The sequence below is a fragment of the Occultella glacieicola genome, from assembly GCF_004353825.1.
Lineage (GTDB): Bacteria > Actinomycetota > Actinomycetes > Actinomycetales > Beutenbergiaceae > Occultella > Occultella glacieicola.
Genome location: NZ_SMNA01000010.1, coordinates 78391 through 102804 on the forward strand (window position 1 = coordinate 78391; position 24414 = coordinate 102804).

The window sequence follows — 24414 nt, forward strand, 5'->3', positions numbered from 1 at the left end:
CATGAGGACGAAGCGCAGAACCATCGGTTGGTGGCGCTACCTGCTGCTCACCCTGGCCGCACTGGCGTTCGCGTTCCCGTTCTACTTCATGGTGGTCGGTGCGTTCCAGGTGAGCCCCACGAACTCGCCGGCCTCGCTGGTGCCGACGGCCGGCTGGACCACCCAGAACTTCTCGGCCATCAACAGCCGGCTCGACCTGGTCGGCTCGCTGCTCAACTCGCTGATCTTCACGACCGGTGTGCTGCTCGGCACGGTCGTGTTCGGGCTGCTCGCCGGGTACGCCTTGGCCCGCCTGGACTTCCGGGGCAAGTCGGCCACCTGGGTGCTCATGCTGCTCATCCAGATGGTGCCGTTCCAGCTCCTGATGATCCCGCTGTACGTCCAGGTGACCCGCACCTACGGCCTCGGGGACAGCTACCTCGGGATGATCCTGCCGTTCGCGATCAACACCACGGCCGTGTTCATCTTCACCCAGTTCTTCCGCGCCCTCCCGCAGGAGGTCTTCGAGGCCGCCCGGATCGACGGCGCGAGCGAACTGCGGATCCTGCGGTCGGTCGCAGTCCCGCTCGTGCGGCCGGCCCTGGTCACCGTGCTCCTGGTGACGTTCATCGGCCCGTGGAACGAGTTCCTGTGGCCGTTCCTGATCACCAAGGACGTCACCATGCAGCCGCTGGCCGTCTCGCTGGCGAACTACATCAGCAACGTGGCCCAGTCCACCGCGAACGCGAACGGGGCGATCCTCGCCGGCGCCGCCACCCTGGCGTTCCCGGTGGTCATCCTGTTCTGCATCTTCCAGCGCTACTTCACCGCGTCCGAGATCGGCTCCGCCGTCAAGGGCTGAGAGGAATCCATGTTCACCGAGGCCGCCTTCCCGTTGGGCCCGTTCGTGCCCTACGACGGCAACCCGATCCTGCGCCCGAAGGGCGACAGCTGGGAATCGTCCAACCTGTACAACCCCGCCGCCCTCGTGGACGGTGACGAGGTGCTGCTGCTCTACCGGGCGCACGCCGAGGACATCGTCTCCCATATCGGCCTGGCCCGAAGTTCCGACGGGTACACGTTCGAACGCGAGGACGCGCCGATCTTCTCCCCGGAGGAGGACTACGAGCGGTTCGGTGCCGAGGACCCACGGATCGTCCTGATCGAGGGCACCTACTACCTGACCTACACCGGGTGGGACCGCCGCAGCGCGCAACTGTGCCTGGCCACCTCGACCGACCTGCGCACCTGGCGCAGGCACGGCCCGATCTTCGACGACTTCGACACGTTCGCGACCGTCGACCCGCGCGGGCACAACTGGTCCAAGGCCGGAGTCATCGTCCCGATGAAGATGCAGGGCAGGTGGTGGATGTACTTCGGCGAGGGGGCGATCTACTGGGCCACCAGCGACGACCTGATCCACTGGACGCCCGGCACGCCCGACACCGAACCGATGTACGCCCCCACGCCCGGCTCCTTCGACGCCGACCTCGTCGAGATCGGCACCTCCCCGGTGCTGTCGGCGAACGGGCTGCTCGTGTTCCTCACGAACGGGGCGACCCGCACCGTGCACTCCGACGGCCGGGTGGACGTGGACTACCGCTGCGGCCAGATCGCCATCGACCCGGACGACCCGACCACCGTCATCGCCCGGATGCAGGTGCCGTGGCTGCGCCCGCAGACGTTCGAGGACCGGCACGGCCTGGTCTCCAACGTCACGTTCGTCGAGGGCCTGGTCTCCTTCCACGGCAAGTGGTTCGCCTACTACGGGCAGTCCGACACCACGCTCGCCGTCGCCGTGCACGACCCCGCCCAGCCCTGGGGTGCGCAGCTGCGCACCGCCCTCGAACCCAAGGAGCAGTGATGCTGACCTCCCGCCGTACCTTCCTGGCCACGCTCGCCGCAGCGGGCGCCGCCGGTGCCGTCGGCGCCGACGCCGCGGCCGCCGTCGCCCGGCCTTCCGGCGGACCCACCCGCTTGACCAACCTCGACCACCTGCGGTTCCTGCTCGACGAGGTGCCGCTCACGCCGTCGACGGCGCACACCACCTTCCGTATCGACGCGGAGCCGGTCGCGTTGGCGCCCTGGACGTACGCGGACGCCGACGGCGGATCGTTCCGTCGGGTGGGCGGCGGGACCTTCGATCCGGCCACCGGCTACTACGGCCAGGGTGCGTTCAACGCCGACGACATCGCCCGGGCCGCCGTCGTGTTCCTGCGCGACTGGCAGGCCTCGGGGGACACCCGCAGCCGCACCCACGCCTACGAGAACCTGCGGGCCCTGGCCTACCTGCAGACCGTCGACGGGGCCAACGCCGGCCGGGTGGTCCTCTGGCAGCAGTTCGACGGCACCCTGAACCCGAGCGCGGAACCGGTCGAGCTGCCCGACCCCTCGGACTCCGCGGAGTCCTACTGGCTGGCCCGCACGGTCTGGGCCTTCGGCGAGGGGTACGCCGGGTTCGCGGGTGAGGACCTCGAGTTCGCCGCGTTCCTGCGCGACCGATTGCACCTGGCACTGGACGCCCTCGAGGAGGAGTCGCTGTCCCGGTACGGCGAGTTCGTCACGAGCGACGGCGTGGACCTGCCGGCCTGGCTCATCAACGGTGGCGCCGACGCCACCGCCGAGGCCGTGCTCGGTCTGGTCGCGGCGCACGCGAGCGGGCCCGACGACCGGGTCGGCGCCGCCCTCGAACGCTACGCCGAGGGCATCGCGGCCATGGGCACCGAGAGGGCGCAGTGGCCGTTCGGGGCGGTCCTGCCCTGGACCGGGTCCCTGGGGTTCTGGCACGCCTGGGGTGGCGCCGCGCCCGAGGCCCTCGCGCTCGCCGGCGACGCACTGGGCCGCGACGACCTCCTCGAGGTCGCGCTCGCGGACGCCGGCACGTTCACCCCGCTGGTGCTCTCCAGCGGCGGACCCAACAACGCCTGGGCGCCGCTACCGGCCGAGGCCCAGATCGCCTACGGCGCGCACGGGCGGGTCGCTGCTGCCCTGGCCACGGCCGACGCCGGCGGTGGACCCGGGCTCCGGGAGCTCGCCGGCCTGGCGGCCGGCTGGTTCTTCGGCGCGAACACCGCCGGCACCGTCGTCTACGACCCGGCCACCGGCGTCACGTTCGACGGCGTCGAGACGGACGGGCGGATCAACCGCAATTCCGGTGCGGAATCGACCATCCACGGCCAGTTGACCATGCTCGCCCTGGACGCCCACCCGGACGTGGCCACGCTCGCTCGCTCGATCACGTCCCTGCGTGCGTACTCCGGAGTCACTGCGCTCGACGCCGAGACCGCCAGGTTCAGCTCCGGGTGCACCGTGGTGACGCCGAGCGGTGGGGCCTGGATGGGCGAGGGAAACCTCTCCGGTGGCGCCTACCTGCAGGTACCGGCAGGGGAGTGGGTCGAGTTCGACCTCGACGCCGAGGACGAGACGTTCGTCTACCCGATCGTGTGGCGCCACGAGGCCGCGGCCGGTGCCGCCCGATGGAGCATCGTCGGTGGGCCGGACCTGGGCCTCACCTCCAACGGCGGCACCGGCGCGGCCGGCCTGACCGAGGTGCCCGGCAGCCTCGTCCCGCAGGCGCTCGACGAGCCGGTCCCGGCCGGGGCCGTCACCGTCCGCTGCGAGAGCGACGGCGACCTACGGCTCGACGCGCTGCTGCTGCGCCCGCACGTGGCCGCCGCGCACTACGACACGACCGGCGCCGACGTGGTGCTGTATGTGAACGCCGGCGACCGGGTCACCCTGAGTCCTGCGCTCGCCGGCGGCACGGCCCGCGCGTACACGAGCACGGGCAAGCAGCGCGGCCAGATGCGCGCCGGCCGCAAGGTTCGCGTGGTCGAGGGCGGCTTCACGATCAGCCGCTGAATTTCCTCCGGTGCGCTGACGTCCCGACGGGATGTGTGCCTTGTCTGCGGAGGTTGTGGATCTGAGTCCTCCGTGCCATGGTTCGGCCATCAGGCCACCAATACAGGAGTTGATCTTGCGACGCTGCAAGGCCGTTTCGTCGGTTCCCGGTCGCCCTGGCTGAAAATTGAATGACGATATTCAGCCGGTCAAGGCCCGCGAGAGTTCCCGAGCGTCGAATCCCACTTTCGGCTCGGCGTGGCTGAAGGACGAGATGAGCCGAGGGAGTGGCGTACCTGACGAGGTCTCGAGCAAGAGACTGCGTCGTGGTTTGGTTGTCCTCGCCGCGATCCTCACCATGGTGCTCGCGGTGGTCTGGATCGTCGTGGTTCCCCGCGAGGCCATCTGCCCCGCGGCTGGTGGCCCTGCTTCTTGCACACAGGAGACAAGAACGGCGGCCGGCTTGCGGTGGAGTTTCGTGATCGTCGCCTGCTACGTCGTCGCGACGTCCGTGCTGCTGATTGGACGTCGCTCTCTTCGCGTCCTACTGCCGACGACAGTCGCCGTCTTCCTCCTGGTCTGTTTGTTCGCACTGGGCATGGTGTCTTCGTCGACCGGATTCGCAATTCAGCGGTGGTAGGTCGGCCACGGCGGTTGGGGCGACCCCGCGCGTTGGCGAGATCACAGCGCGAGCGAGCCCACGCCGTCGGGCATCGACCGGGACACCTGAGACAATCGGGAGGTGACCTCCCTGCAGATCGGGCCCATCGAGGTGGGCACCCCGGTGATCCTCGCGCCCATGGCGGGGGTCACGAACGCGCCGTTCCGGACCCTGTGCCGGGACGCCGCGGCCGGTGCGCTGCCGTCGGAGCGGGCGGCCGAGCTCGAGGGGAACCCGGCGCCGGTCGGCCTGTACGTCGCCGAGATGGTGACCTCCCGAGCGCTGGTGGAGCGAACCCCGGAGTCGATGCGGATCATCTCCCACGACGAGGGCGAGGGGGTGCGCAGCGTGCAGTTGTACGGCGTCGATCCGGCCACCGTGCGGGCCGCGACGCGGATGCTCGTCACCGAGGACCGCGCCGACCACATCGACCTGAACTTCGGCTGTCCGGTGCCCAAGGTGACCCGCAAGGGCGGGGGCGCGGTGCTGCCGTGGAAGAGCGAGCTGTTCACGAGGATCGTCACCGCGGCCGTCCAGGCCACCGAGGGCTCCGACGTGCCGGTCACCGTGAAGATGCGGATGGGCATCGACGCCGACCACCTCACCTACCTCGACGCCGGCAAGCGCGCCCAGGACGCGGGTGTGGCCGCCGTCGCGCTGCACGCCCGCACTGCCGCCGACTACTACTCCGGCACCGCCCACTGGGACGCGATCGCCGCGCTCAAGGAAGCCGTGACCGATGTGCCGGTGCTCGGCAACGGGGACATCTGGTCCGCCGAGGACGCGCTCGCCATGGTCGCGCACACCGGGTGTGACGGAGTCGTGGTCGGGCGTGGTTGCCAGGGGCGGCCGTGGCTGTTCGCCGACCTCGTGGCCGCGTTCGCCGGGTCCGACGACCGGATCCAGCCGGGCCTCGGCTACGTGACGAACGTGATCCGTCGGCACGCCGACCTGATGGTGGCGCACTTCGGCGAGGAGCTGAAGGCCTTGCGGGAGCTGCGCAAGCACATGTCCTGGTACCTCAAGGGGTATGTGGTGGGCGGCGAGGCCCGGGCCGCGCTCGGCATGGTGTCCACCCTCGACGAGCTCGACGAACGCCTCGGCGCGCTCGAGCTCGCGCAGCCGTACCCGGGCGAGGGCGCCGAGGGACCGCGCGGGCGGGCCGGCACCCCGAAGGTGCCGCACGTGCCGCAGGGCTGGCTGGACTCGCGCGCCATCGACGCCGGACTGCGCGAGATGCTCGCCGAGGCCGAGCTCAGCGTCTCCGGCGGCTGAGGAGGCGCCGGCCCAGCCCTGAGACCTCAGGCCTCAGAGCTCAGGCCTCAGACGAGAGTGTCATCCTGCGGCTGATCGGCTCCATCGGCCGCACAATCGCTCATCCGGCGGGTGCGACCGGCCCAGGGGTTCGGCCGAGCGAGTCCTTGTGCGGCGGATCCGGGCCGTCGACCGCAAGATCGCACCTTCGCCGGCGCCGAGCGGGCCCGGGTGAGCGGGTCTGGGTGAGCGGGTCTGGGTGAGCGGGGCAGCCGAGGCGTGCGTCAGGACCGGCGCGGGCACGCGCCCGTGGAGTCCCGAACGATCAGTTCCGGACTGAACAGCAGCTCGGTGCGGGGCGGGTTGGTGCCGGCGATCTCGGCGAGCATGGTGTTCACCACGGCCATCGACATCGCATCGACACTCTGACGGATCGTGGTCAGCGGCGGGTCCGTGAACGCCATCAGCGACGAGTCGTCGTAGCCGACCACGGAGACGTCCTCCGGCACGGACAGCCCACGCGAGCGGACCGCCCGGATCGCGCCCAGCGCCATCAGGTCGGACCCGCAGACGATCGCGGTGTGACCGCTGTCGAGCAGTTCGGAGGCTGCCGCCTGGCCGCCCTCCACGGTGAACAGGCTGGTCGCGATGTGCGGCGCGGCGTCGGCGATGCCGAGCCGCTCGGAGAGCGCGCGGCTGAACCCCTCCACCTTGCGAGCCGCCGGCAGGAACCGTTGCGGCCCGACCGCCAGGCCGATCTTGGAGTGCCCCTGGGAGATCAGGTGCCGGACCGCCAGGTCCATGCTGCCGACGTCGTCGGAGGAGATCGCCGGGGCGTCGAGCTCGGCCACGTAGCCATTCACGAGTACCAGCGGGGTGCCCAGGCTGCGCAGCCGGTGATAGCGGTCCATTCCGGCCTGGGTGTCCGCGTGCAGGCCGGAGACGAAGATGATCCCGTCCACCCCGTGGTCGAGCAGCATCTGCACGTACTCGTCCTCGGTGGTGCCCCCGGGCGACTGGGTGCACAGCAACGGGGTGTACCCGGCGTGGGCCAGCGCGGACTCGATCTTCTGCGCGAAGTTCGGGAACACCGGGTTGGTCAGTTCCGGCACCACCAGGCCGATCAGGCCCGCGGATCGGCGGCGCAACTTCTCCGGCCGCTCGTACCCGAGCACGTCCAGCGCGGCGAGCACGGCCTGACGGGTCTCCGCGGAGACGCCGGCCTTGCCGTTCAACACCCGGGAGACGGTGGCGGTGCTGACGCCGGCCTGGTCGGCCAGATCGGTGAGCGTGGTGCGCGTGGGCACGGGACCTCCCTGTCCTCGTCTGCGGTCCTCCGGAACGGTACTGGGTCCGGGGGGAGCGCCGTGACAACGGTTCTGTAACAAGACCCTGAAAGTTACAGCAAGGACTTGCAAGATCCAAGCCGCAACGGTTACGGTCTCGTCATCCGGGCGACGCTGCGGCCAAAGCCGCCCCGCGATCGCCACACGTGTGGACACATTTCAGGAGAGATCGGATGCGACGGAGCATTGTCATCACCGCAGCGGTGGGCCTCACCATGGCCCTGGCTGCCTGCGGTGGCGGATCGGGCAGCGGTGACGAAGAGACCACCGGCGCCGAGGAGACCACCGAGGCGGGTGAGTCGGCGGGCACCCTCACCATCTGGGCGGACGAGTTCCGCGCCGCCGCCCTGACCGACATCGTCGCCCAGTTCGAGGAGGACAAGGGCGTCACGGTGGAGATCGTCGAGAAGAACTTCGACGACATCCGCCCCGAGTTCATCACGCAGGCACCCACCGGCGAGGGCCCGGACATCATCGTCGGCGCCCACGACTGGGCCGGCGAGCTCGTCACGGATGGCCTGGTCTCCCCGGTGGAGCTCGGCGACGTCGCCGCGGACTTCGCCGAGGTGGCCGTGTCTGCCTTCACCTACGAGGGCTCGGTCTACGGGGTGCCCTACGGCATCGAGAACGTCGCGCTGGTGCGTAACAACGCCCTCGCCTCGGACACCCCGGCCACCTTCGACGAACTGATCGCCCAGGGCGAGGCCACCGGCGCCGAGTACCCGGTGCTGATCCAGATGGGCGAGGAGGGCGACGCCTTCCACATGTACCCGCTGCAGACCTCCTTCGGCGCCCCGGTGTTCGCCACCGACGAGTCCGGTTCCTACATCCCCGAGCTCGCGCTCGGCGGTGCCGAGGGAACCGCGTTCGCGGAGTACCTCGCCTCGATCGGCCAGGCGGGCTCCGGCGTCCTGGACACCGCGATCACCGGCGACATCGCCCGCGAGGCGTTCGCCAACGGCGAGTCCCCGTACATCATCACCGGCCCGTGGAACATCGCGCCGTTCACCGACGCCGGCGTCGACCTCACCGTGCTGCCGATCCCGAGTGCCGGTGGCCAGCCCGCCGCACCGTTCGTGGGCGTGCAGGGCTTCTACGTGAGCGCGCACTCCGAGAACGGCATCCTCGCGAACGAGTTCCTCGTCAACTACGCCGCCACCGAGGACGTCCAGGTCGCGATGTACGAGACCGGTGGACGGATCCCGGCGCTGACCGCCGCGGCGGAGGCCGTGGGCGACGACCCGGTCGCGGCCGGCTTCACCGCCGCCGGCGAGATCGGCGTGCCGATGCCGTCGCTGCCGCAGATGAACTCCGTGTGGGCGTTCTGGGGCGTCACCGAGGCGAACCTGGTCTCCGGCGTCGCCACCGACCCGGCCGCGGACTGGGCCACGATGGTGGAGAACATCCAGGGCGCGATCGACGCGGCCTGATCCCACCATGGGTGGGCCGGCCGTGACGGGCGGCCGGCCCACCCCCCAACCCGCGATCCGCACCGCCGCCCGGATGTCCCGGGGCGCCGGTGCGCTGCTGGTCCTACAGTTCAGACCCAGGCGCGCGAGGTCGCGCGCCACGGCCCGGGAGGCACCCCTTGGCACGCATGAAGGGCCGCGACGCGGCGGACACGACCGACGCCCCGCCGCCGAGCCCGGACGAGGTGGCGGCCGCCGAGCGTGCGGCAGCCGGGCGCGGCACCACCTCCCACGCCCGCGAGATGGGCCCATACTTCGTGGTCAAGCTCGTCCTGCTGGCGCTGATCGACGCGTTCGGCCTGTTCGTGATCTTCTCGTCCTGGCAGGTCGAGCACTGGGGCATCCTCGCCTCGATGGTCGCCATCCTGGTCGTGGTGAACTGGGTCTACTTCTCGAGGCGGATGATCGCCGCGAAGTACCTCTTCCCCGGCCTGGTCTTCCTGCTCGTCTACCAGCTGTTCACGATGGGCTACACCGCCTACATCAGCTTCACGAACTACGGCACCGGCCACAACGCCACCCGCGAGGACGCGGTCGCGGCGAACCTCGCGCAGAACGAGAGCCGGGTGCCGGACTCGCCGAGCTATCCGCTCACCGTCGTCACCACGCCCGACGGCGAACTCGGCTTCGCGATCGTCGACGACGGTGAGGTGCTGGCCGGCACCGCGGAGCAGCCGTTCGAGGAGTCGCCGGATGCCACGGTGGCCGATGGCGACGTCACCGAGGTCCCCGGGTACGACGTCCTGAGCTTCGCCCAGATCCTCGAACAGCAGAACGAGATCACGAACCTGCGGGTCGGCTTCGCCGACGCCGACGAGGGCAGCATCCGCACCCAGGACGGCTCCACCGGATACCTGTACCGGTCCGTCCTCACCTATGACGAGGCCACCGGGGCGATCACGAACACGGACACCGGCGTCGTCTACACCGACAACGGCGAGGGATCGTTCCAGGCCGAGGACGGCTCGACACTCCTGGTCGGCTGGCGCGTGGCGGTCGGGTTCGACAACTACACGGCGATGTTCACCGACTCCCGGCTGAGCGGTCCGTTCCTGTCCGTGCTCGCGTGGACGTTCGCGTTCGCGATCCTGTCCGTCGGCACCACGTTCTTCCTCGGTCTGTTCCTCGCGATCGTGTTCAACCACCCGGCGGTGCGGGGCCGACGGGTGATCCGGTCGCTGCTGATCCTGCCGTACGCGTTCCCCGGCTTCCTCTCCGGGCTGGTCTGGGCCGGGCTGCTCAACCGCCGGTTCGGGTTCATCAACGAGGTACTGCTCGGCGGGGCCGAGATTCCCTGGCTGACCGACCCGTGGCTGGCCAAATTGTCCGTGATCGGGGTGAACCTGTGGCTCGGCTTCCCGTACATGTTCCTCATCGCCACGGGCGCCCTGCAGGCCATCTCGACGGACATGTACGAGGCGGCGCGGATCGACGGTGCCGGGGCCGGCAGGGTGTTCCGCTCGATCACCCTGCCGTTGCTGATGATCTCCCTGGCTCCCCTGCTGATCGCCTCGTTCGCGTTCAACTTCAACAATTTCAACCTGATCTTCTTCCTGACCGAGGGCGGCCCGAACTTCCCCGGCTCGCCGATCGCGGTCGGCGCCACGGACATCCTGATCTCGATGGTCTACTCGGTGGCCTTCGAATCGGGCACGCAGCAGTTCGGCCTGGCCTCTGCGATGGCGATCATGATCTTCATCATGGTCGGCGTGATCTCGTGGCTCGGCTTCAGACAGACCCACAAGCTCGAGGAGGTGATCTGACATGGCTGCCGAGACCTTCGTGCAGGTCCGGGGTCGCCGCTGGTGGCGTGAGATCAGTTGGCGCTACCTCGTGGCCGCGGTCGCGATCGTCTACGCCGCGTTCCCGATCGTCTACGTGCTGTCCGCGTCGCTGTCCGCGCGGGGCACGCTGACCGGGTCGAACGAGCTCTTCGCGGACGTCACCACCGTCCAGTACGACGCCCTGTTCCAGACGCTCTTCCCGCAGTGGATGGTCAACTCGCTCGTGATCGGCGGGGTGACCGCCGTGGCCACCGTGCTGATGGCGTCCGCCGCGGCCTACGCGTTCTCCCGGTTCCGGTTCGCCGGCCGCCGCGGTGGTCTCACGTTCCTGCTCCTGGTCCAGATGTTCCCGCAGATGCTCGCGTTCATCGCGATCTTCCTGCTGCTGCTGAGCCTGCGGGACGTGATCCCGATCCTCGGCCTCAACTCCCGGCTCGCACTGATCTGTGTCTATCTCGGCGGGGCGCTCGGCGCGAACACGTTCCTGATGTACGGGTTCTTCAACTCGGTCCCGAAGGAACTGGACGAGGCCGCCAAGATCGACGGCGCCGGGCACGCCCGGATCTTCTTCACGATCATCCTGCGGCTGGTCGCACCGGTGCTCGCGGTGGTGGCCCTGCTCTCCTTCGTCGGCACGTTCTCGGACTACATCATCGCCGGCATCGTGCTCCAGGATCAGGACAAGCTGACCATCGCGGTGGGCCTTTACCAGTTCATCGCAGGCCAGTTCGACGCCCGCTGGGGCATCTTCGCCGCCGGGGCCACGATCAGCGCGCTGCCGATCGTGATCCTGTTCCTGTTCCTGCAGCGCTACATCGTCGGCGGCCTGACGGCCGGGTCGGTCAAGGGCTGACGCCGCCGTTCGGACACGATGCCCGACGGCGGCCGGTCGCCTCAGCTTTCGAGCACGCCCCACACGGCGGTGTCGGCGGGCACAGCCTGGTGCCCCAGTTCGCCGCGCAGCTCGCCGCTGGCGAGGATCACGTCGAACCCGTCGGGCAGCGGGATCGGCCCGTCGCTGAGGTTGACCGCCACGATGACCTGCCGGTTCGTGAACACCAGCAGCCCGTGGTCGGGGCCCCAGGGGCCCTCCACCCAGGCCAGGGACCCGGTGCCGAGGTCGAAGTCGCGGCGCAGCCGCAGCGCCTTGCGGAAAAGTTCGTAGCTCGAGCCGGCCACGCCCTTCTGGGCGTCGAGCGCGAAGCCCGCCCACGCCGTCGGCTGCGGGAGCCAGGAGGCGCCCGTGGGGGAGAACCCGAACGCCGGGGCGTCGGCCTCCCACGGCAGCGGCACCCGGCACCCGTCCCGGCCCTTCTCGGTGTGTCCGGACCGCCAGTAGGCCGGGTCCTCGCGGACGTCGTCGGGCAGGGCCGTGTGCTCGGGCAGCCCGAGCTCCTCGCCCTGGTAGATGTAGGCCGAGCCGGGCAGTGCGAGCATCAGCAGCGCGGCCGCGCGAGCCCGGCGTGCACCCAGTTCTGCGTCGGGCTGGGGGTCGTCGGCGCCGATCCCGTTCGGGCCCTTCCCGGTCTCCGGCAGGCCGAGCCGGGACGTGGCACGGACCACGTCATGGTTGGACAGCACCCAGGTGGTCGGTGCCCCGACCGAGTCGCAGGCGGCCAGCCCCTCGGTGATCGAGTCCTTCAGGGCGTGCGCGTCCCACTCGGTGCACAGGAAGTCGAAGTTGAACGCCTGATGCATCTCGTCGGGCCGGATGTAGCGGGCCATCGCCTCGTCGGTGTCGGCCCAGGCCTCGGCCACCAGGGCACGGTCACCGTCGTAGCCGGCGAGCACCTGGTGCCAGTCGCGATAGATCTCGTGCACCCGGGGCTGGTCCCACATCGGCGCGGGGCCCACACCCTCCTCACCGGCGTCGTCACCGGCGATCATCTCGGCGTGCCCGGCCCAGTCCTCGAACCCCTGGTCCTTGATGAGGCCGTGGGCGACGTCCACCCGGAAGCCGTCCACGCCCCGGTCCAGCCAGAACCGCAGGATCGCCTCGAACTCCGCGCGGACCTCCGTGTTCTCCCAGTTCAGGTCCGGCTGGTGCACGTCGAACAGGTGCAGGTACCACTGGCCGGGAGTGCCGTCCGGCTCGGTGACCCGGGTCCAGGCCGGCCCGCCGAAGACGCTGCGCCAGTTGTTCGGCGCCTCGGACCCGCCCGACCCGCGACCGTCCCGGAAGATGTACCGGTCCCGCTCCGGGGAACCGGCCGGGGCGGGCAGGGCCGCACGGAACCAGGTGTGCTCATCGGAGGTGTGGTTCGGGACCAGGTCCACGAGCACCCGTAGTCCGAGGGTGTGGGCCCGCTCGAGCAGGGCGTCGGCATCCTCGAGGGTCCCGAACCGCGGGTCCACCTGCCGGTAGTCAGCCACGTCGTAGCCCGCGTCGTGTTGGGGCGAGGTGTAGAAGGGGGAGAGCCAGAGGGCGTCCACGCCGAGCCGGCTCAGGTGGCCCAGGCGGGCGGTGATGCCCGGGAGGTCGCCGATCCCGTCGCCGTCGGAGTCCGAGAAGGACCGCGGGTACACCTGGTAGATCACCGCGCTGCGCCACCACTGACCGCCGGGGTCGTCCGCCCGGTGGATGAGGGTGGTACGAACGTCGGGGGAGTCCTCGGTCAGCATTCGGCCATTCTCATCCCGCCCGGGCCCGGAGGGAAATCGGCGGAACATCCACGGGCCAGACGGCCCGATCGCGCATCGCCAGTAGTCTGAGGCCGTGCCGGCCCAACCCCAACGCCTCATCGGAGGCTACGACGCCGCGGACACCGACCGTTGGCTCGCCGAGCCGGGCAAGTCCGCCGCCCGCAGCCCCTTCGAGCGGGACCGCGCCCGGGTGGTGCACTCCTCCGCGCTGCGCCGGCTCGGTGCGAAGACGCAGGTGCTCGGCCCCGGCACGGACGACTTCGCCCGGACCCGGCTGACGCACTCCCTCGAGGTTGCGCAGGTGGGCCGAGAACTGGGCAAGTCCCTCGGCTGCGACCCGGACGTGGTCGACACCGCCTGCCTCGCGCACGACCTCGGGCACCCGCCGTTCGGGCACAACGGCGAGGTCGCACTCGCCCAGGTCGCCGCGGGCATCGGTGGGTTCGAGGGCAATGCGCAGACCCTGCGCCTGCTCACCCGGCTCGAGCCGAAGGTGTTCACGCCCGACGGCGTGGGCGTGGGTCTGAACCTGACCCGCGCCAGCCTGGACGCGGCCACGAAGTACCCCTGGTCGGCGGCGGACGCCCCGTTGCGGGCGGACGGGACGCCGTCGGGCAAGTTCGGCGTCTACGCCGGCGACGCCCCCGTCTTCGCCTGGCTGCGCGAGGGCGCCCCGGCGGGCGTGCGGTGCATCGAGTCGCAGGTGATGGACCTCGCCGACGACATCTCCTACTCGGTGCACGACGTCGAGGACGCGGTGTTCTCGGGCCGGGTTGACCTGCGCCGGTTGGGCGAGGAGTCCTCGCGCGAGCGGATCATCGCCCAGATCCGCGACTGGTACGCCCCGCCCCTGTCCGACGAGGTCCTGCTCGCCGCGATGGACGAGCTCGGCTCGCTCGACTACTGGGTGCACCGCTACGACGGCACCCGCCGCGGACTGGCCGCCCTGAAGGACATGACCAGCCAGCTCATCGGCCGGTTCTGCGACTCCGCCGCCCGGGCCACTCGCGCCACCTACGGCGACGGCCCGCTGATCCGCTACGACGGCAACCTGATCGTGCCCGATCACGTCCTCGCCGAGATCACCGTGCTCAAGGGGGTCGCGGCCGCGTTCGTGATGGCCCCGCGCGAGGACGACCCGGTGTTCCGGCGGCAGCGCCTCATCCTCACCGACCTGGTCGCGGTCCTGTACGACCGGGCCGAACTGGCGCTCGCCGAGATCTTCGCGGAGGACTGGTCCGAGGCAGGAGACGACGACCTCCGGCTGCGGGTGGTCATCGACCAGGTCGCCTCGCTCACGGACCTGTCCGCGCTCCAGTGGCACGCCCAACTGTGCGGGCCGGACGCGGGCACCGACCTCTGAGTCGCCGCGCGGGTCCCCGCCGGTTCCGGCTTAGACTCGGCCCATGGCAGGCCTGATCCGACGCGAGGACATCGCCGCCGTCCGCGAACGGGCCCGGATCGAGGAGATCGTCGGCCAGCACGTGACCCTGCGCAGCGCCGGGGTCGGGTCGATGAAGGGCCTGTGCCCGTTCCACGACGAGCGCACCCCCTCCTTCCACGTGCGCCCCCAGCTGGGCCTGTGGCACTGCTTCGGCTGCGACGAGGGCGGCGACGTCATCTCGTTCGTGCAGAAGATCGACCACCTGACCTTCACCGAGGCGGTCGAGCACCTGGCCGGCCGGGTCGGTCTGCAACTGCGGTACGAGGACGACGGCGGAGCTAACCGTCCGCGCGAACAGCCCGGTCGGCGACAACGGCTGATCGAGGCACACCGCCTCGCGGCGGAGTTCTTCGTGGACCAGTTGGCCACGCCGGAGGCGGACACGGCGCGGGCGTTCCTGGCCGAGCGCGGCTTCGACCGGACCGCGGCGGCCACGTTCGGCGTGGGGTACGCCCCGAAGGGTTGGGACAACCTGACCCGGCACCTGCGTGGCAAGCACTTCACCGAGGCGGAGCTGACGGCGTCGGGCCTGTTGTCCCAGGGCAACCGGGGCTCCTACGACCGGTTCCGAGGGCGCCTGATGTGGCCGATCCGTGACCTGTCCGGGGACGTCGTCGGGTTCGGCGCGCGCAAGCTGTACGAGGACGACCCCGGGCCCAAGTACTTGAACACCCCCGAGACCTCGATCTACAAGAAGTCCCAAGTGCTGTACGGGATCGACCTGGCCAAGCGCGAGATCGCCAAGTCGAAGCAGGTCGTGGTGGTCGAGGGCTACACCGACGTGATGGCGATGCATCTGGCCGGCGTCCCGACCGCCGTCGCGACCTGCGGGACCGCGTTCGGCACCGACCACATTCGGGTCGTGCGGCGACTGCTCGGTGACACCGCCGACGCCGCGGCCGGGGTGATGCTCGCGACCGGCGGGGCCCGCGGCGGCGAGGTGATCTTCACGTTCGACGGCGACGCGGCCGGGCAGAAGGCCGCGTTGCGGGCGTTCTCGGAGGACCAGCGGTTCGCGTCCCAGACGTTCGTGGCGGTGGAGCCGAGCGGCATGGACCCGTGCGACCTGCGGCAGCAGCGCGGTGATGCGGCGGTCCGGGAGCTGGTCGGCGGGCGTGAGCCGCTCTTCGAGTTCGCGATCCGGTCCGTGCTGCGGCAGGTGGACCTGAACACCGCCGAGGGCCGGGTCGCCGGCCTGCGCGCCGGCGTGCCGGTCGTGGCCCGGATCCGGGACCACGCCCTGCGCGGGGAGTACGCGCGCGAGCTCGCCGGGTGGCTCGGGATGGACGAGGCCTCGGTACGGCGCGACGTGACCCGGGCGGCGCGCAACCCGGCACCGGCCCCGGCGACGGCGGGACGGCCCGGGGTGGACGGCGCCACCAACGGTCGTGGCCAAAGTGGGGCGCCCGGTGGGCGCGAGGGCGGTGGTGGGTCGCAGGAAGGTCGCGGTGCCTACGGCGGTGGCCGGGACGGTCACGGTGGTCCCCAGAACGGGCGGCCGGACGGGCCGGACTCCCGTGGTGGGTTCGCGGGGCCGGGCTCCGAGTACGGCGCGAGCCACCGCGACGACCCGGTGGCACGGCTGGAGCGACAGGTCCTCGAAGTGGTGCTGCAACTGCCGCAGTTCGCGTTGGCGACCTCCTTCGACGAGCTCGGCGCGGACACGTTCGTGGTGCCCGCTCACCGTGCCGTGCATGACGCGATCCGGGCGGCCGGGGGAGTGCGCGCCTTCGGCGAGCTCGCCGCGGACGCCTCGGCCCGCGGCGCAGGCGGGGAGGCCAACGCGCGGGCCGCCGCGACGTGGAACGAGCAGGTGCGCGAGGCCGCGATCGGTCCGGTCGCAGTGCTCGTCACCGAGCTGGCGGTCGCGCCGCTGCCCGAGGACCGTCCCGAGGCGCTCGGCGGCTACGCGAAGGGAGTGCTCGTGGCGTTGCTGCGCCTGGGCGTCACCCGGGAGATCGCCGACGCCAAGGGCCGACTGCAACGGATGGACCCGACCGACGAGACATACGCCGCGACCTTCGGCCGTCTGCTCGAACTGGAGGAACGCCGTCGCTCCCTGCTCAGCGACGCCTGAGCCGGACGGGTAGGACTACCCGGTCGCTGCGATGCACCGTCCAGCCGTGGGGCATAGGGTTCTGAACCATGAGTGAGAATCCGCCGCAAGGACAGGGCGGCACATCCGACCCCTCGGGGGAGGGTGGGCAGCCATCGGAGCCGCTCGGAGGAACGCCGCCCGGGGCCGGCCAGTCGTCGCTCCCGCCGGAGGCGTTCGAGGAGACGACGTTGTACAACCCGAGTCCGTACGGCGCCGGCTCACAGCCGGGCCCCGGGCAGCAGATGCCGCCGGGCCAGCCTGGATACGGGCAACCGACACCCCCGCCGGACCAGCCCGGTGCCGGGACGCAACAACCGATGGGAGCACAGGCCATGGGCCAACCTGACTACGGGCAGCAGCCCGGTTACGGGCAACAGCCCGGCGGACAGCAGCCGGGGTACGGGCAGCAGCAGCCCGGCTACGAGCAGGGCGCACAGCAGCCCGGGTACGGACAGCAGCCCGGCGGACAGCAGCCGGGCTACGGGCAGCAACAGCCCGGCTACGGTCAGCCCGACGCGGGCGCCGGTGGCTACGGCCAGTCCAGCGGTGGCTACGGCCAGTCCAGCGGTGGCTACGGCCAGTCCAGCGGCGGTTACGGGCAGCAGCCCGGCTACGGCCAGCAGCCCGGTGGCTACGGTCAGCCGGGAGGCTACGGGCAGCCCGGCGGTGGCTACGGTGGCGGACAGCCGCCGCAGGGCCCCAAGCCCTGGTACGCCCAGTGGTACACCTGGGTGGCCGCCGTCGTCATCATCGCCCTCATCGGCGTCGCGGTGTTCTTCGCGACCCGGGGCGACGGCGGGGAGGACCCGACCGCCGACCCCACGACGACCAGCGCGCCGCCGACGGACGAGCCGACCACGCAGGAGCCGACGGACGAGCCCACCACCGAGGAGCCGACCGATGAGCCGACGGACATGCCGACGGCCTCCGGCGACATCATCCCGTTCGGGGAACCCGGCATCATCGGGGACTGGGAGATCACGCTGAGCGACTTCGTCCCGGACGCGAACTCCGCGGTCACCGGGGAGGGGTCCGCGCCCCCGCCGGACGGCTTCAGGTACCTGATGGTGCGCGTGAACGCGACCAACACCGGTTCCGCGGAAGCCACCCTCTGGGAGAGCATCAACGTCGGCTACCTGTCCAACGACGGTGAGGTGTACGGGAGTACCAGCGAGATCGTGCCGGACGACGTGTTCAGCCTCGATCCGGTTCCGGCCGGTGGCAACGCGTCCGGTAACTGGGGCTTCGAGGTCCCGGTCGCCGACGACGGCCAGGGTGGCTGGGGCATCATCATCGACGACGGCACCACGATCTACTTCGACGCGGCGCCCTGATCGGCATGCCGCAGACGAGGTAACTCCTCGAGTCGAACCACGCGGGGCGTGACTCCCACCCGGGGGTCGCGCCCTGCGGCATGCCCGGGCTGCTCGGTGGTGACCCGCCTCGCCCTGCGTGTGGCGAGCATCACGATCGGGCCCGGCGTCGGCGTACCCGGACCCGCCGAGACCGCACGTTCGCCCTCGAGACCGACCCTCCTAGGAGCAGGTCTCGGAGGCGAAGGCGCGGTCTCGGCGGTCGGGCCGTGGTGCGGGCCCGAACTGAGAAGGCCCGGAATCACGTGGATTCCGGGCCTTGCGCTGGCTCCCTCGACTGGACTCGAACCAGTAACCGTCCGATTAACAGTCGGATGCTCTGCCAATTGAGCTACGAGGGATCGCGCTGAGAATACTAACAGTCCCGCGGGGGTGCTCCGGCCCGCCGTGGCACCTCGTCCGGCTCAGGCATGGAGCCCGACGGCGGTCCGGATGCGCTTCTCGAGGTCGGCGATCTGGGCCTCGAGAGCCGGGCCGCGGCGCACCTTCCCGGAGGACGTCACCTGGGAGAACAGCTCCCCGTCCGGCCCCCGCCGGATGGCCGCGCGCAACTGGCCGCCGCCGGCCGCCTTCTCGGTGATCACCTGCACCAGGGAGTGCTCCACCTGTTCCCGGATCAGCAGCGGGAACCGGGCCGGGACGTCCTCGGTCAGGTCCAGCCGGGTCGGGGCGGCGCCGTCCACCCAGGTCAGGGTCATCGCGTTCGCCTCACCGTCCCAGTCGCCATGGTCCACGTCCGACCAGGGCCGGTGCAGCACCAGCTCGTCCTCGGTGACCACGAGCAGACCGGCACCGGCGAGCACGGCCCAGCCTCCGCCGTCGAGCGCCTGGACGAGGAGGGGACGGACCCCGGCGGGCATCTTCCCGGCGGCCGCTGTGGGCAGGGATTCGCGTGATCGAGCCATGCCCTGACGCTAACCCAACGCGGGTGCGGATACGCTAGTGCGCCGTCGGCCCCAGTAGCTCAGCCGGTCAGAGCAGCGGACTCATAATCCGTCGGTCGTGGGTTCAAGCCCCACCTGGGGCACCTGTCGTCTCCGCTCGAAGCAACGTTTCGGCGTGCCGCCGCCATCGCGTGAGGGTGGTCAGGTCACGGGTGTGGCCGAATCCGTCACCGGTGCCCTCCGTAGAACGCTCCGAAGGTGCTCGAACCCATGTCCCAAGAATTCTGCGTGCCCGGAGGGGCGAGCCTGTCTGCCCGGAACAGTTCCTCACCGCGCTGGAGCCGACGCGGGCAGCGGGCCAGCGTGGGCGTCATGGAGCGTGTGAGGACTGGGGTGCGGCCCGACCGGGTTCCGCGCGGCGCCGGTGGTGCCGCCAGGCTCTCCGAGTTCCCGGACGCGGTCGCGCTGATGCAGAGGGCGTTGGGGAACCGGGGGACGGAGGCCCTGCTCGCGCGCGCCGGCCTGTCGGCCGGGGCGCGCGCTACCGCGCCTGCGGTGCAGCGCCTGACCGCCGTCGCCGCGAGAAGTGAGGACGCTGAGCCGGATCCGCAGGTGCAGCGCGGCAAGACCACTCCGCAGACGCGACGTGCCGCCTTGATCAAACGGGGTCTGCTGACCACGACGAGCTTCGGCAAGGGGAGTTTCCCGGTGAAGACTGGGCCGAAGAACGTCCATAAGTACAGCAGACACAAGCACGACGGACGCAAGTACTACTTCGCACACGCGAAGAATCGGACCGGGAAGGTCTCAGGGCCTCTCGTCCTCGTCCGCGGTGGGCGGAGCGCGACGATGAAGGTTCCGAACAAGCGCAAGAGCGACGCGTCCGGCCACCTGATCGCGCACTCGCTCGGGGGCCCGCCGAGGTTGCTGGCGAACTACGTCGCGATGAACAGGAAGATCAACTCCGCCGGTGGCGACTGGGGCCGGCTCGAACAGGTCATCAGGGACCGCCTACGGGTCAAGGGCACCAAGTGCTGGATGTCGGTGCGCCCGGTGTACGGCGCCAACGTCAACAGGCCCACCTCCATCGTCGTCAAGCTCCGGTTCAACCGCAGCCCGCACGTGATGGTGGCAACCATCCTCACGCCCTGACCGGATCGCGGTCGCCGAGGCGCGCGGGTGCACCGGCGGCGACTCGGTTGCTCGGCTCGAGTACACCGAACCAGGCCTCTCAACGCGGGCGAACCCTCAGCTCCCCATGGACGGAGCCTCGCCACGGAGGGTGAGTCTCGCCCGATCGAGTGAGAACGCGCTCGTGCCGATCATCTGACGCTCGGGAAGGCGATCATCGACCTCTGGCCCCTCGAACGGCGTCAAGTCGATTGCCGGTCCGCTCTGTGTCGTGGCTGCGCAACTCCCGCGAGCGTTCAACCTGACCTCGCGAAGGGTAGTGAGGTGAGGAGGATCGAGCGAGCATCGCGATCGCGAGGGTGCCGTCACTCAGGTCGATCGCTGCGCCCGTGCGGGCCATGGTCAGGTTGCCTGATTCCAGCTCTTCGACCAATCGATGGCCCGCTTGGGACTCGAAGACGCCGTCCGGGCTGAGGCGGGCTTGACCTCCGGACGGGCGCACCTCCTCGGCTCGAAGAACTCCTCCAGGAGGCGACTCGCCGGAACGGACCCGCCCACGATCACTGACCTCGAGGGTGGCTTCGCGGGGCGCGGTTCTGCGGCGCACGGCCGTGTCGCGCCGTGCGATGACACCTTCGCGTGGGCGGAGCGGCGACGAGCGGGTCCAGTCGCTCTCTGCTTCCGGCAGAGCGGTCGGTGTCCCCGCCCCGGTGAAACCCAGTGGTGCTCGTCCTTACCTGCGACTCGGCCGGCTCCGGCCACGCATCCGTAGGGACCGGGCGACCGGCCCGGTTGTGACAACTCCCCGGGCCCGACGGGTCGGGCACGGGGAGCGGGACGCGGTGCGGGCACCGGACCAGGCGGGGCGCAGCAGGTCCGGGACCGGCGCCGTAGCCGGCCCGGCGGTCAGCGGATGCCGGCCTGCTGGTCGTACCAGGTGCGGGAACTGTTCACGACCGCCAGTGCGGACGCGATGATCACCCAGACCACGCCGAGGCCGAGCTGGGCGTCGCTCGAACCGGTCGCGACCGAGACGATGCTCAGCAGCGTGTAGAGCCCGCCCATCACGGCCAGGCCGATGGCGGCGCCCTTCTTCCCGCGCCACATCAGCGCGGCGAGCACGATCACCCCGGCGGACCAGAGCAGGAGCACGATCCCCAGGCCCACGACGAGGCCGCCGGCGCCGGGCAGCATCTCGGCCACCTCGGGGTTGTTCGCGATGGTCCCGCCGAGGATGGCGATCAGGAGGCCGAACAGCACCCCGAGGCCCCCACCGATCCAGCTCAGGATCGCCGACGCCTTGACCGTCCCGGGCCGCTCCGGCGGCAGTCCGCCGTAGGGTGCACCGCCGTAGGGGTTGCCGAACTGGCCACCGGGCGCGCCGTACTGGCCCGCGCCGACCTGGTTCGCGCCGTACTGGCCCGCCGGTGTCGACGGGAACTGTCCGGGGGCCGGCGGCACGGGGGGTGCGCCGCTCGGCTGGCCGTAGCCGCCACTCGACTGGCCGTAGCCACCGGGCTGTTGACCGTACCCGCCCTGCTGCTGGCCGTAGCCCCCCTGGCCGGGCTGCGGTTCGGGCGGTCCGTACGGGCCTGCGGGTGGGTTGGTCACGTTCGTTCCCCTTGTGGTCGGTGGTGTGCTGGTCCGGCCATTGTGTCGCATCGGCCCCGGCGGCGGCGGGAACTGGCCGACCGGTCGCCCCCGTGCCACCGTGGACCCATGTTCCGGCTGCTCGGCGTTCTCGGTGGGCTGTCCGGCGCGATGGACCTGGGCTCGGGTGCCCCGCTCGACGCGTCGCTGATCCGGTGCGTCCTCGCGGGACGACTCGCCCGCGTCCTCGGCTGCGGGGATGAGGAGGTCAGGACCGTGCTCTACACGGCGCTCCTGGAGCATCTCGGCTGCACGGCCGCGGCACCGGAGTCGGTGCGGGCGTTCGGCGACGACATCTCCCTGGTCCGGTTCAACTACCTGGCCGACATGTCGCGGCCCCTGGACGTGGTGCGCACCCTGGTCCCCGGGGTCAGCGCCGCGGCCGGACGCAGCCGGATCGGCACGCTGCTGACGGTGATCCGAACGGCAACGGACGTGATGGCGCCGACCGCCACCTGCGAGGTCGCCCGGGACGCGGCCCGGCGCCTCGGGCTCCCGGGGGACGTCGACCGCAGCCTGGCGTCGGTCACCGCGATGTGGGACGGCCGCAGTGCCCCCGCCGTGGCCGGCGCCGAGATCCCGCTGGCGACCCGAATCACACACGTGGCCGATACTGCCGCCCTGTTCCTGGGAACCGCCGGGGTTCCGGCCGCACTCGAGCAGGTCGGCGCTCGCGCCGGGCGTCAGCTCGACCCGGATCTCGCCGCCGCGCTCACCCCCGACCTCCTCGAGGGACTCGACGAGGTCGACCCACACCGTGCCGTCCTCGACCTCGAACCCGACCCGGTCCGCCTGATCGACGACGCCGCCCTGGCCACGGTCGCCCGCACCCTGGGTGACCTCGTCGACCTGAAGAACCCGTGGCTGCACGGGCACTCCGCCGCCGTGGCCGAGTTGGCCGGCGCCGCCGCCGATCACCTCAGGCTGCCCGGAGCGGACCGGGTCCGGCTCGCCGGTCACCTGCACGACCTCGGCCGGATCGGGGTCTCGGGGCGGGTCTGGGCCAAGCCGGGCCCGCTCTCCGCCGCCGAGCGGGACCAGGCCCGTCTGCATCTGTACTACTCCGAGCGTATCCTCAGCCGAGTCCCGGAGCTCGGCGACATCGCGGCCCTCGCCGCCCAGCACCACGAGCGGTGTGACGGCAGCGGGTACCACCGCGGACTCCGCTCGCCGGACCTGTCCCTGGCCGCCCGCGTCGTCGCGGCCGCGGACCGGTACCGCACCGACGTCGAGGGTCGGCCGCACCGGGACGCACTTCCGCCGGAGGCAGCCACGGCGAACCTCGCAGCGCACGCCCGCGCGGGCCGGCTCGACCCGGACGCCGTCGGCGCCGTCCTGCGCGCCGCGGGGCAGCGGGAGACCGCGTCGCGAACCGGGGTGGCGGGACTGACGGACCGGCAGGTCGAGGTACTCCGCCTGCTCGCCCGCGGGCTGAGCAACCGAGAGATCGCGGACCGGCTGCACATCTCGTCGCGCACGGCCGAGCATCACGTGCAGGACATCTACACGCGGATCGGTGCGAGCACCCGTCCGGCCGCCGCGCTGTTCGCCATGGGACACGGACTGCTCGAGCGACCCTGGTAGGTCTACCCATGTGCGGCCCATCGGCCCGCGCAACCCTTACCGCATGTCACACACCGTCCTCACCGTCCCACCGCAGCGACTGTTCACCCGGCCGTTCCTCATGCTCGGGGTCGCCGACCTCGCGTACTTCACGTCCGGCGGGCTCGCGATCTATGCGCTGCCGATCTACGTCACCGGTCCGCTCGGTGGCGACGACGCCGCCGCCGGGCTCGCGTTCGGGGCGTTCGCCGTCACCGCGCTCGTGCTGCGTCCCTGGGCAGGTCGGCTCTCGGACTCCCGTGGCCGCCGGCCGCTGCTCGTGGGCGGTGCCCTGATCTGCGCGCTCGCGACGCTACTGCTGCCGCTGGCCACCCACCTGGCGGCCGTCGTGGCTCTGCGCCTGGTCCTCGGGGCGGCCGAGGCGGCTTTCTTCGTGGCCGCGATCGCGGCACTCGCCGACCTCGCCCCGCCGAGCCGGATGGGCGAGGCGCTCAGTTACAACTCGCTCGGGCTGTACTTGGGTCTGGCCCTCGGGCCACCACTGGGGGAACTACTCGTGCGGGTCAGTGGCTTCCCGGCGGCGTGGCTGACCGCGGCCGGGCTGGCCCTGGGTGCCGCCGCCATCGCGGGCAGCATCGGCGAGACCCGGACGGCGATGGTGCCCGATGGCGTCCCGCGCTCGCTCATCCACCGGCCGTCGGTGCCGGTCGGGCTCGCGTTCCTGACCTCGATGGTCGCCGCCGGCGGCTTCCTCGCGTTCGGGGCGCTGCGCGCCGGTGAGGTCGGGCTCGGCGTGGCGAGCCTGCCGCTGTTCGTCTACGGCATCGTCGTCGTCACCGGCCGGATCGCGTTCGCGAAGGTACAGGACCGGCTGCCGCCGCTGCGGCTCGGCGCCGCCGGCCTCGGCGGGATCGGGGCGGGTCTCGTGGTCATGGCCGGGTGGGGTACGCCAACCGGGCTGATCGCCGGGTCGGTGCTGCTCGGGCTCGGGGTCACGTTCACGACACCGGCGTTCTTCGCCGCCGTCTTCGCGGCCGCCCCGCCGGCCGAGCGGGGCGCGGCGTCCGGCACCCTGAGCGCGTTCCTCGACCTCGGCCTCGGCCTCGGACCGATCGCCCTCGGCCTCGTCGCCGAGGCCGCGGGCATCACGTGGACCTTCGCGATCGCAGCAGGCATCGCCGGTCTCGGTGCGGCCTGGTCGCTCCTGCTCGGCGTCCGGCGGGCCGCCGCCCGGTCGGCAGGCACCGCGCAGGGACCTCCTCCGGGGCGTTGATACGATCGAGTAGTTCCGCCCG

18 protein-coding genes and 2 tRNA genes are annotated in these 24414 nt (G+C 71.2%); 15 read left to right on the plus strand and 5 right to left on the minus strand.

The window, feature by feature from the left end; all coding sequences use genetic code 11:
- The first annotated feature begins 1 nt into the window (after window position 1).
- The 5 genes from EXU48_RS18825 to dusB all read left to right on the plus strand — a co-directional run bounded on the left by EXU48_RS18825 (window position 2) and on the right by dusB (window position 5755).
- Window positions 2–841, plus strand: coding sequence for a carbohydrate ABC transporter permease (locus EXU48_RS18825; RefSeq protein ID WP_133109238.1), 840 nt, complete (start codon window positions 2–4; stop codon window positions 839–841).
- A 9-nt stretch (window positions 842–850) separates the two neighbouring features.
- Entirely contained in the window at window positions 851–1843 is a 993-nt protein-coding gene (locus tag EXU48_RS18830) for a glycoside hydrolase family 130 protein (protein WP_133109239.1), read from the plus strand.
- Window positions 1843–3840: a hypothetical protein gene (locus EXU48_RS18835; RefSeq protein ID WP_235857139.1), complete on the plus strand. Its 1998-nt coding sequence runs from the start codon at window positions 1843–1845 to the stop codon at window positions 3838–3840. The genes EXU48_RS18830 and EXU48_RS18835 overlap by 1 nt, the downstream gene beginning before the upstream one ends.
- 166 nt (window positions 3841–4006) lie before the next feature.
- Window positions 4007–4459, plus strand: coding sequence for a hypothetical protein (locus EXU48_RS18840; protein WP_133109240.1), 453 nt, complete (start codon window positions 4007–4009; stop codon window positions 4457–4459).
- Window positions 4460–4561: 102 nt separating this feature from the next.
- Complete coding sequence (gene dusB, locus EXU48_RS18845; protein ID WP_133109241.1) at window positions 4562–5755, plus strand: tRNA dihydrouridine synthase DusB; 1194 nt, start codon at window positions 4562–4564, stop codon at window positions 5753–5755.
- Window positions 5756–6018: 263 nt separating this feature from the next.
- On the opposite strand, the gene EXU48_RS18850 is transcribed toward dusB, so the two are convergent.
- Window positions 6019–7041 carry a LacI family DNA-binding transcriptional regulator gene (locus tag EXU48_RS18850; RefSeq protein WP_133109242.1) on the minus strand — a complete coding sequence of 341 codons (1023 nt, stop codon included), beginning with the start codon at window positions 7039–7041 and terminating at the stop codon, window positions 6019–6021.
- A gap of 212 nt (window positions 7042–7253) precedes the next feature.
- On the opposite strand from EXU48_RS18850, the gene EXU48_RS18855 reads away from it, so the two are divergent.
- The 3 genes from EXU48_RS18855 (at window position 7254) to EXU48_RS18865 (ending at window position 11186) form a co-directional block, all read left to right on the plus strand.
- Window positions 7254–8510 (plus strand): sugar ABC transporter substrate-binding protein, encoded by a 1257-nt coding sequence (locus EXU48_RS18855; RefSeq protein ID WP_133109243.1) that lies wholly within the window; start codon window positions 7254–7256, stop codon window positions 8508–8510.
- 167 nt (window positions 8511–8677) lie between these two features.
- Window positions 8678–10312 carry an ABC transporter permease subunit gene (locus EXU48_RS18860; RefSeq protein ID WP_133109338.1) on the plus strand — a complete coding sequence of 545 codons (1635 nt, stop codon included), beginning with the start codon at window positions 8678–8680 and terminating at the stop codon, window positions 10310–10312.
- A 1-nt stretch (window position 10313) separates the two neighbouring features.
- On the plus strand, window positions 10314–11186 hold the full coding sequence (locus tag EXU48_RS18865) for a sugar ABC transporter permease (protein ID WP_133109244.1): 873 nt from the start codon (window positions 10314–10316) through the stop codon (window positions 11184–11186).
- A gap of 41 nt (window positions 11187–11227) precedes the next feature.
- Here the strand turns inward: EXU48_RS18865 and EXU48_RS18870 are convergent, their stop codons facing one another.
- Complete coding sequence (locus tag EXU48_RS18870) at window positions 11228–12955, minus strand: glycoside hydrolase family 13 protein (RefSeq protein WP_133109245.1); 1728 nt, start codon at window positions 12953–12955, stop codon at window positions 11228–11230.
- Between the two features lie 94 nt (window positions 12956–13049).
- Between EXU48_RS18870 and EXU48_RS18875 the strand changes: the two genes are divergently transcribed.
- From EXU48_RS18875 to EXU48_RS24825, 3 genes are all read left to right on the plus strand, one after another.
- The gene (locus tag EXU48_RS18875) at window positions 13050–14339 is read left to right on the plus strand and encodes a deoxyguanosinetriphosphate triphosphohydrolase (protein ID WP_133109246.1); all 1290 of its coding nucleotides are present in this window, start codon (window positions 13050–13052) and stop codon (window positions 14337–14339) included.
- A gap of 43 nt (window positions 14340–14382) precedes the next feature.
- Window positions 14383–16497: a DNA primase gene (gene dnaG, locus EXU48_RS18880; protein WP_133109247.1), complete on the plus strand. Its 2115-nt coding sequence runs from the start codon at window positions 14383–14385 to the stop codon at window positions 16495–16497.
- A 353-nt stretch (window positions 16498–16850) separates the two neighbouring features.
- On the plus strand, window positions 16851–17852 hold the full coding sequence (locus EXU48_RS24825; RefSeq protein ID WP_207947822.1) for a hypothetical protein: 1002 nt from the start codon (window positions 16851–16853) through the stop codon (window positions 17850–17852).
- A 304-nt stretch (window positions 17853–18156) separates the two neighbouring features.
- Here EXU48_RS24825 and EXU48_RS18890 read toward each other — a convergent pair.
- Together EXU48_RS18890 and EXU48_RS18895 are read right to left on the minus strand one after the other, a co-directional pair.
- A tRNA-Asn gene (locus EXU48_RS18890) sits at window positions 18157–18232 on the minus strand.
- Window positions 18233–18295: 63 nt separating this feature from the next.
- Window positions 18296–18796, minus strand: a complete 501-nt coding sequence (locus tag EXU48_RS18895) for a hypothetical protein (protein ID WP_133109248.1) — start codon at window positions 18794–18796, stop codon at window positions 18296–18298.
- Between the two features lie 48 nt (window positions 18797–18844).
- On the opposite strand from EXU48_RS18895, the gene EXU48_RS18900 reads away from it, so the two are divergent.
- Together EXU48_RS18900 and EXU48_RS18905 are read left to right on the plus strand one after the other, a co-directional pair.
- Window positions 18845–18918: transfer RNA gene (locus EXU48_RS18900), tRNA-Ile, on the plus strand.
- A 229-nt stretch (window positions 18919–19147) separates the two neighbouring features.
- Window positions 19148–19927 (plus strand): DNA/RNA non-specific endonuclease, encoded by a 780-nt coding sequence (locus tag EXU48_RS18905; RefSeq protein WP_165962893.1) that lies wholly within the window; start codon window positions 19148–19150, stop codon window positions 19925–19927.
- A gap of 885 nt (window positions 19928–20812) precedes the next feature.
- Here the strand turns inward: EXU48_RS18905 and EXU48_RS18910 are convergent.
- On the minus strand, window positions 20813–21517 hold the full coding sequence (locus EXU48_RS18910) for a hypothetical protein (RefSeq protein ID WP_133109250.1): 705 nt from the start codon (window positions 21515–21517) through the stop codon (window positions 20813–20815).
- Window positions 21518–21625: 108 nt separating this feature from the next.
- On the opposite strand from EXU48_RS18910, the gene EXU48_RS18915 reads away from it, so the two are divergent.
- Both EXU48_RS18915 and EXU48_RS18920 read left to right on the plus strand, forming a co-directional pair.
- Window positions 21626–23140, plus strand: coding sequence for an HD domain-containing phosphohydrolase (locus EXU48_RS18915; protein ID WP_133109251.1), 1515 nt, complete (start codon window positions 21626–21628; stop codon window positions 23138–23140).
- 43 nt (window positions 23141–23183) lie between these two features.
- Window positions 23184–24392, plus strand: a complete 1209-nt coding sequence (locus EXU48_RS18920; protein ID WP_133109252.1) for an MFS transporter — start codon at window positions 23184–23186, stop codon at window positions 24390–24392.
- The last annotated feature ends 22 nt before the right edge of the window (window positions 24393–24414 follow it).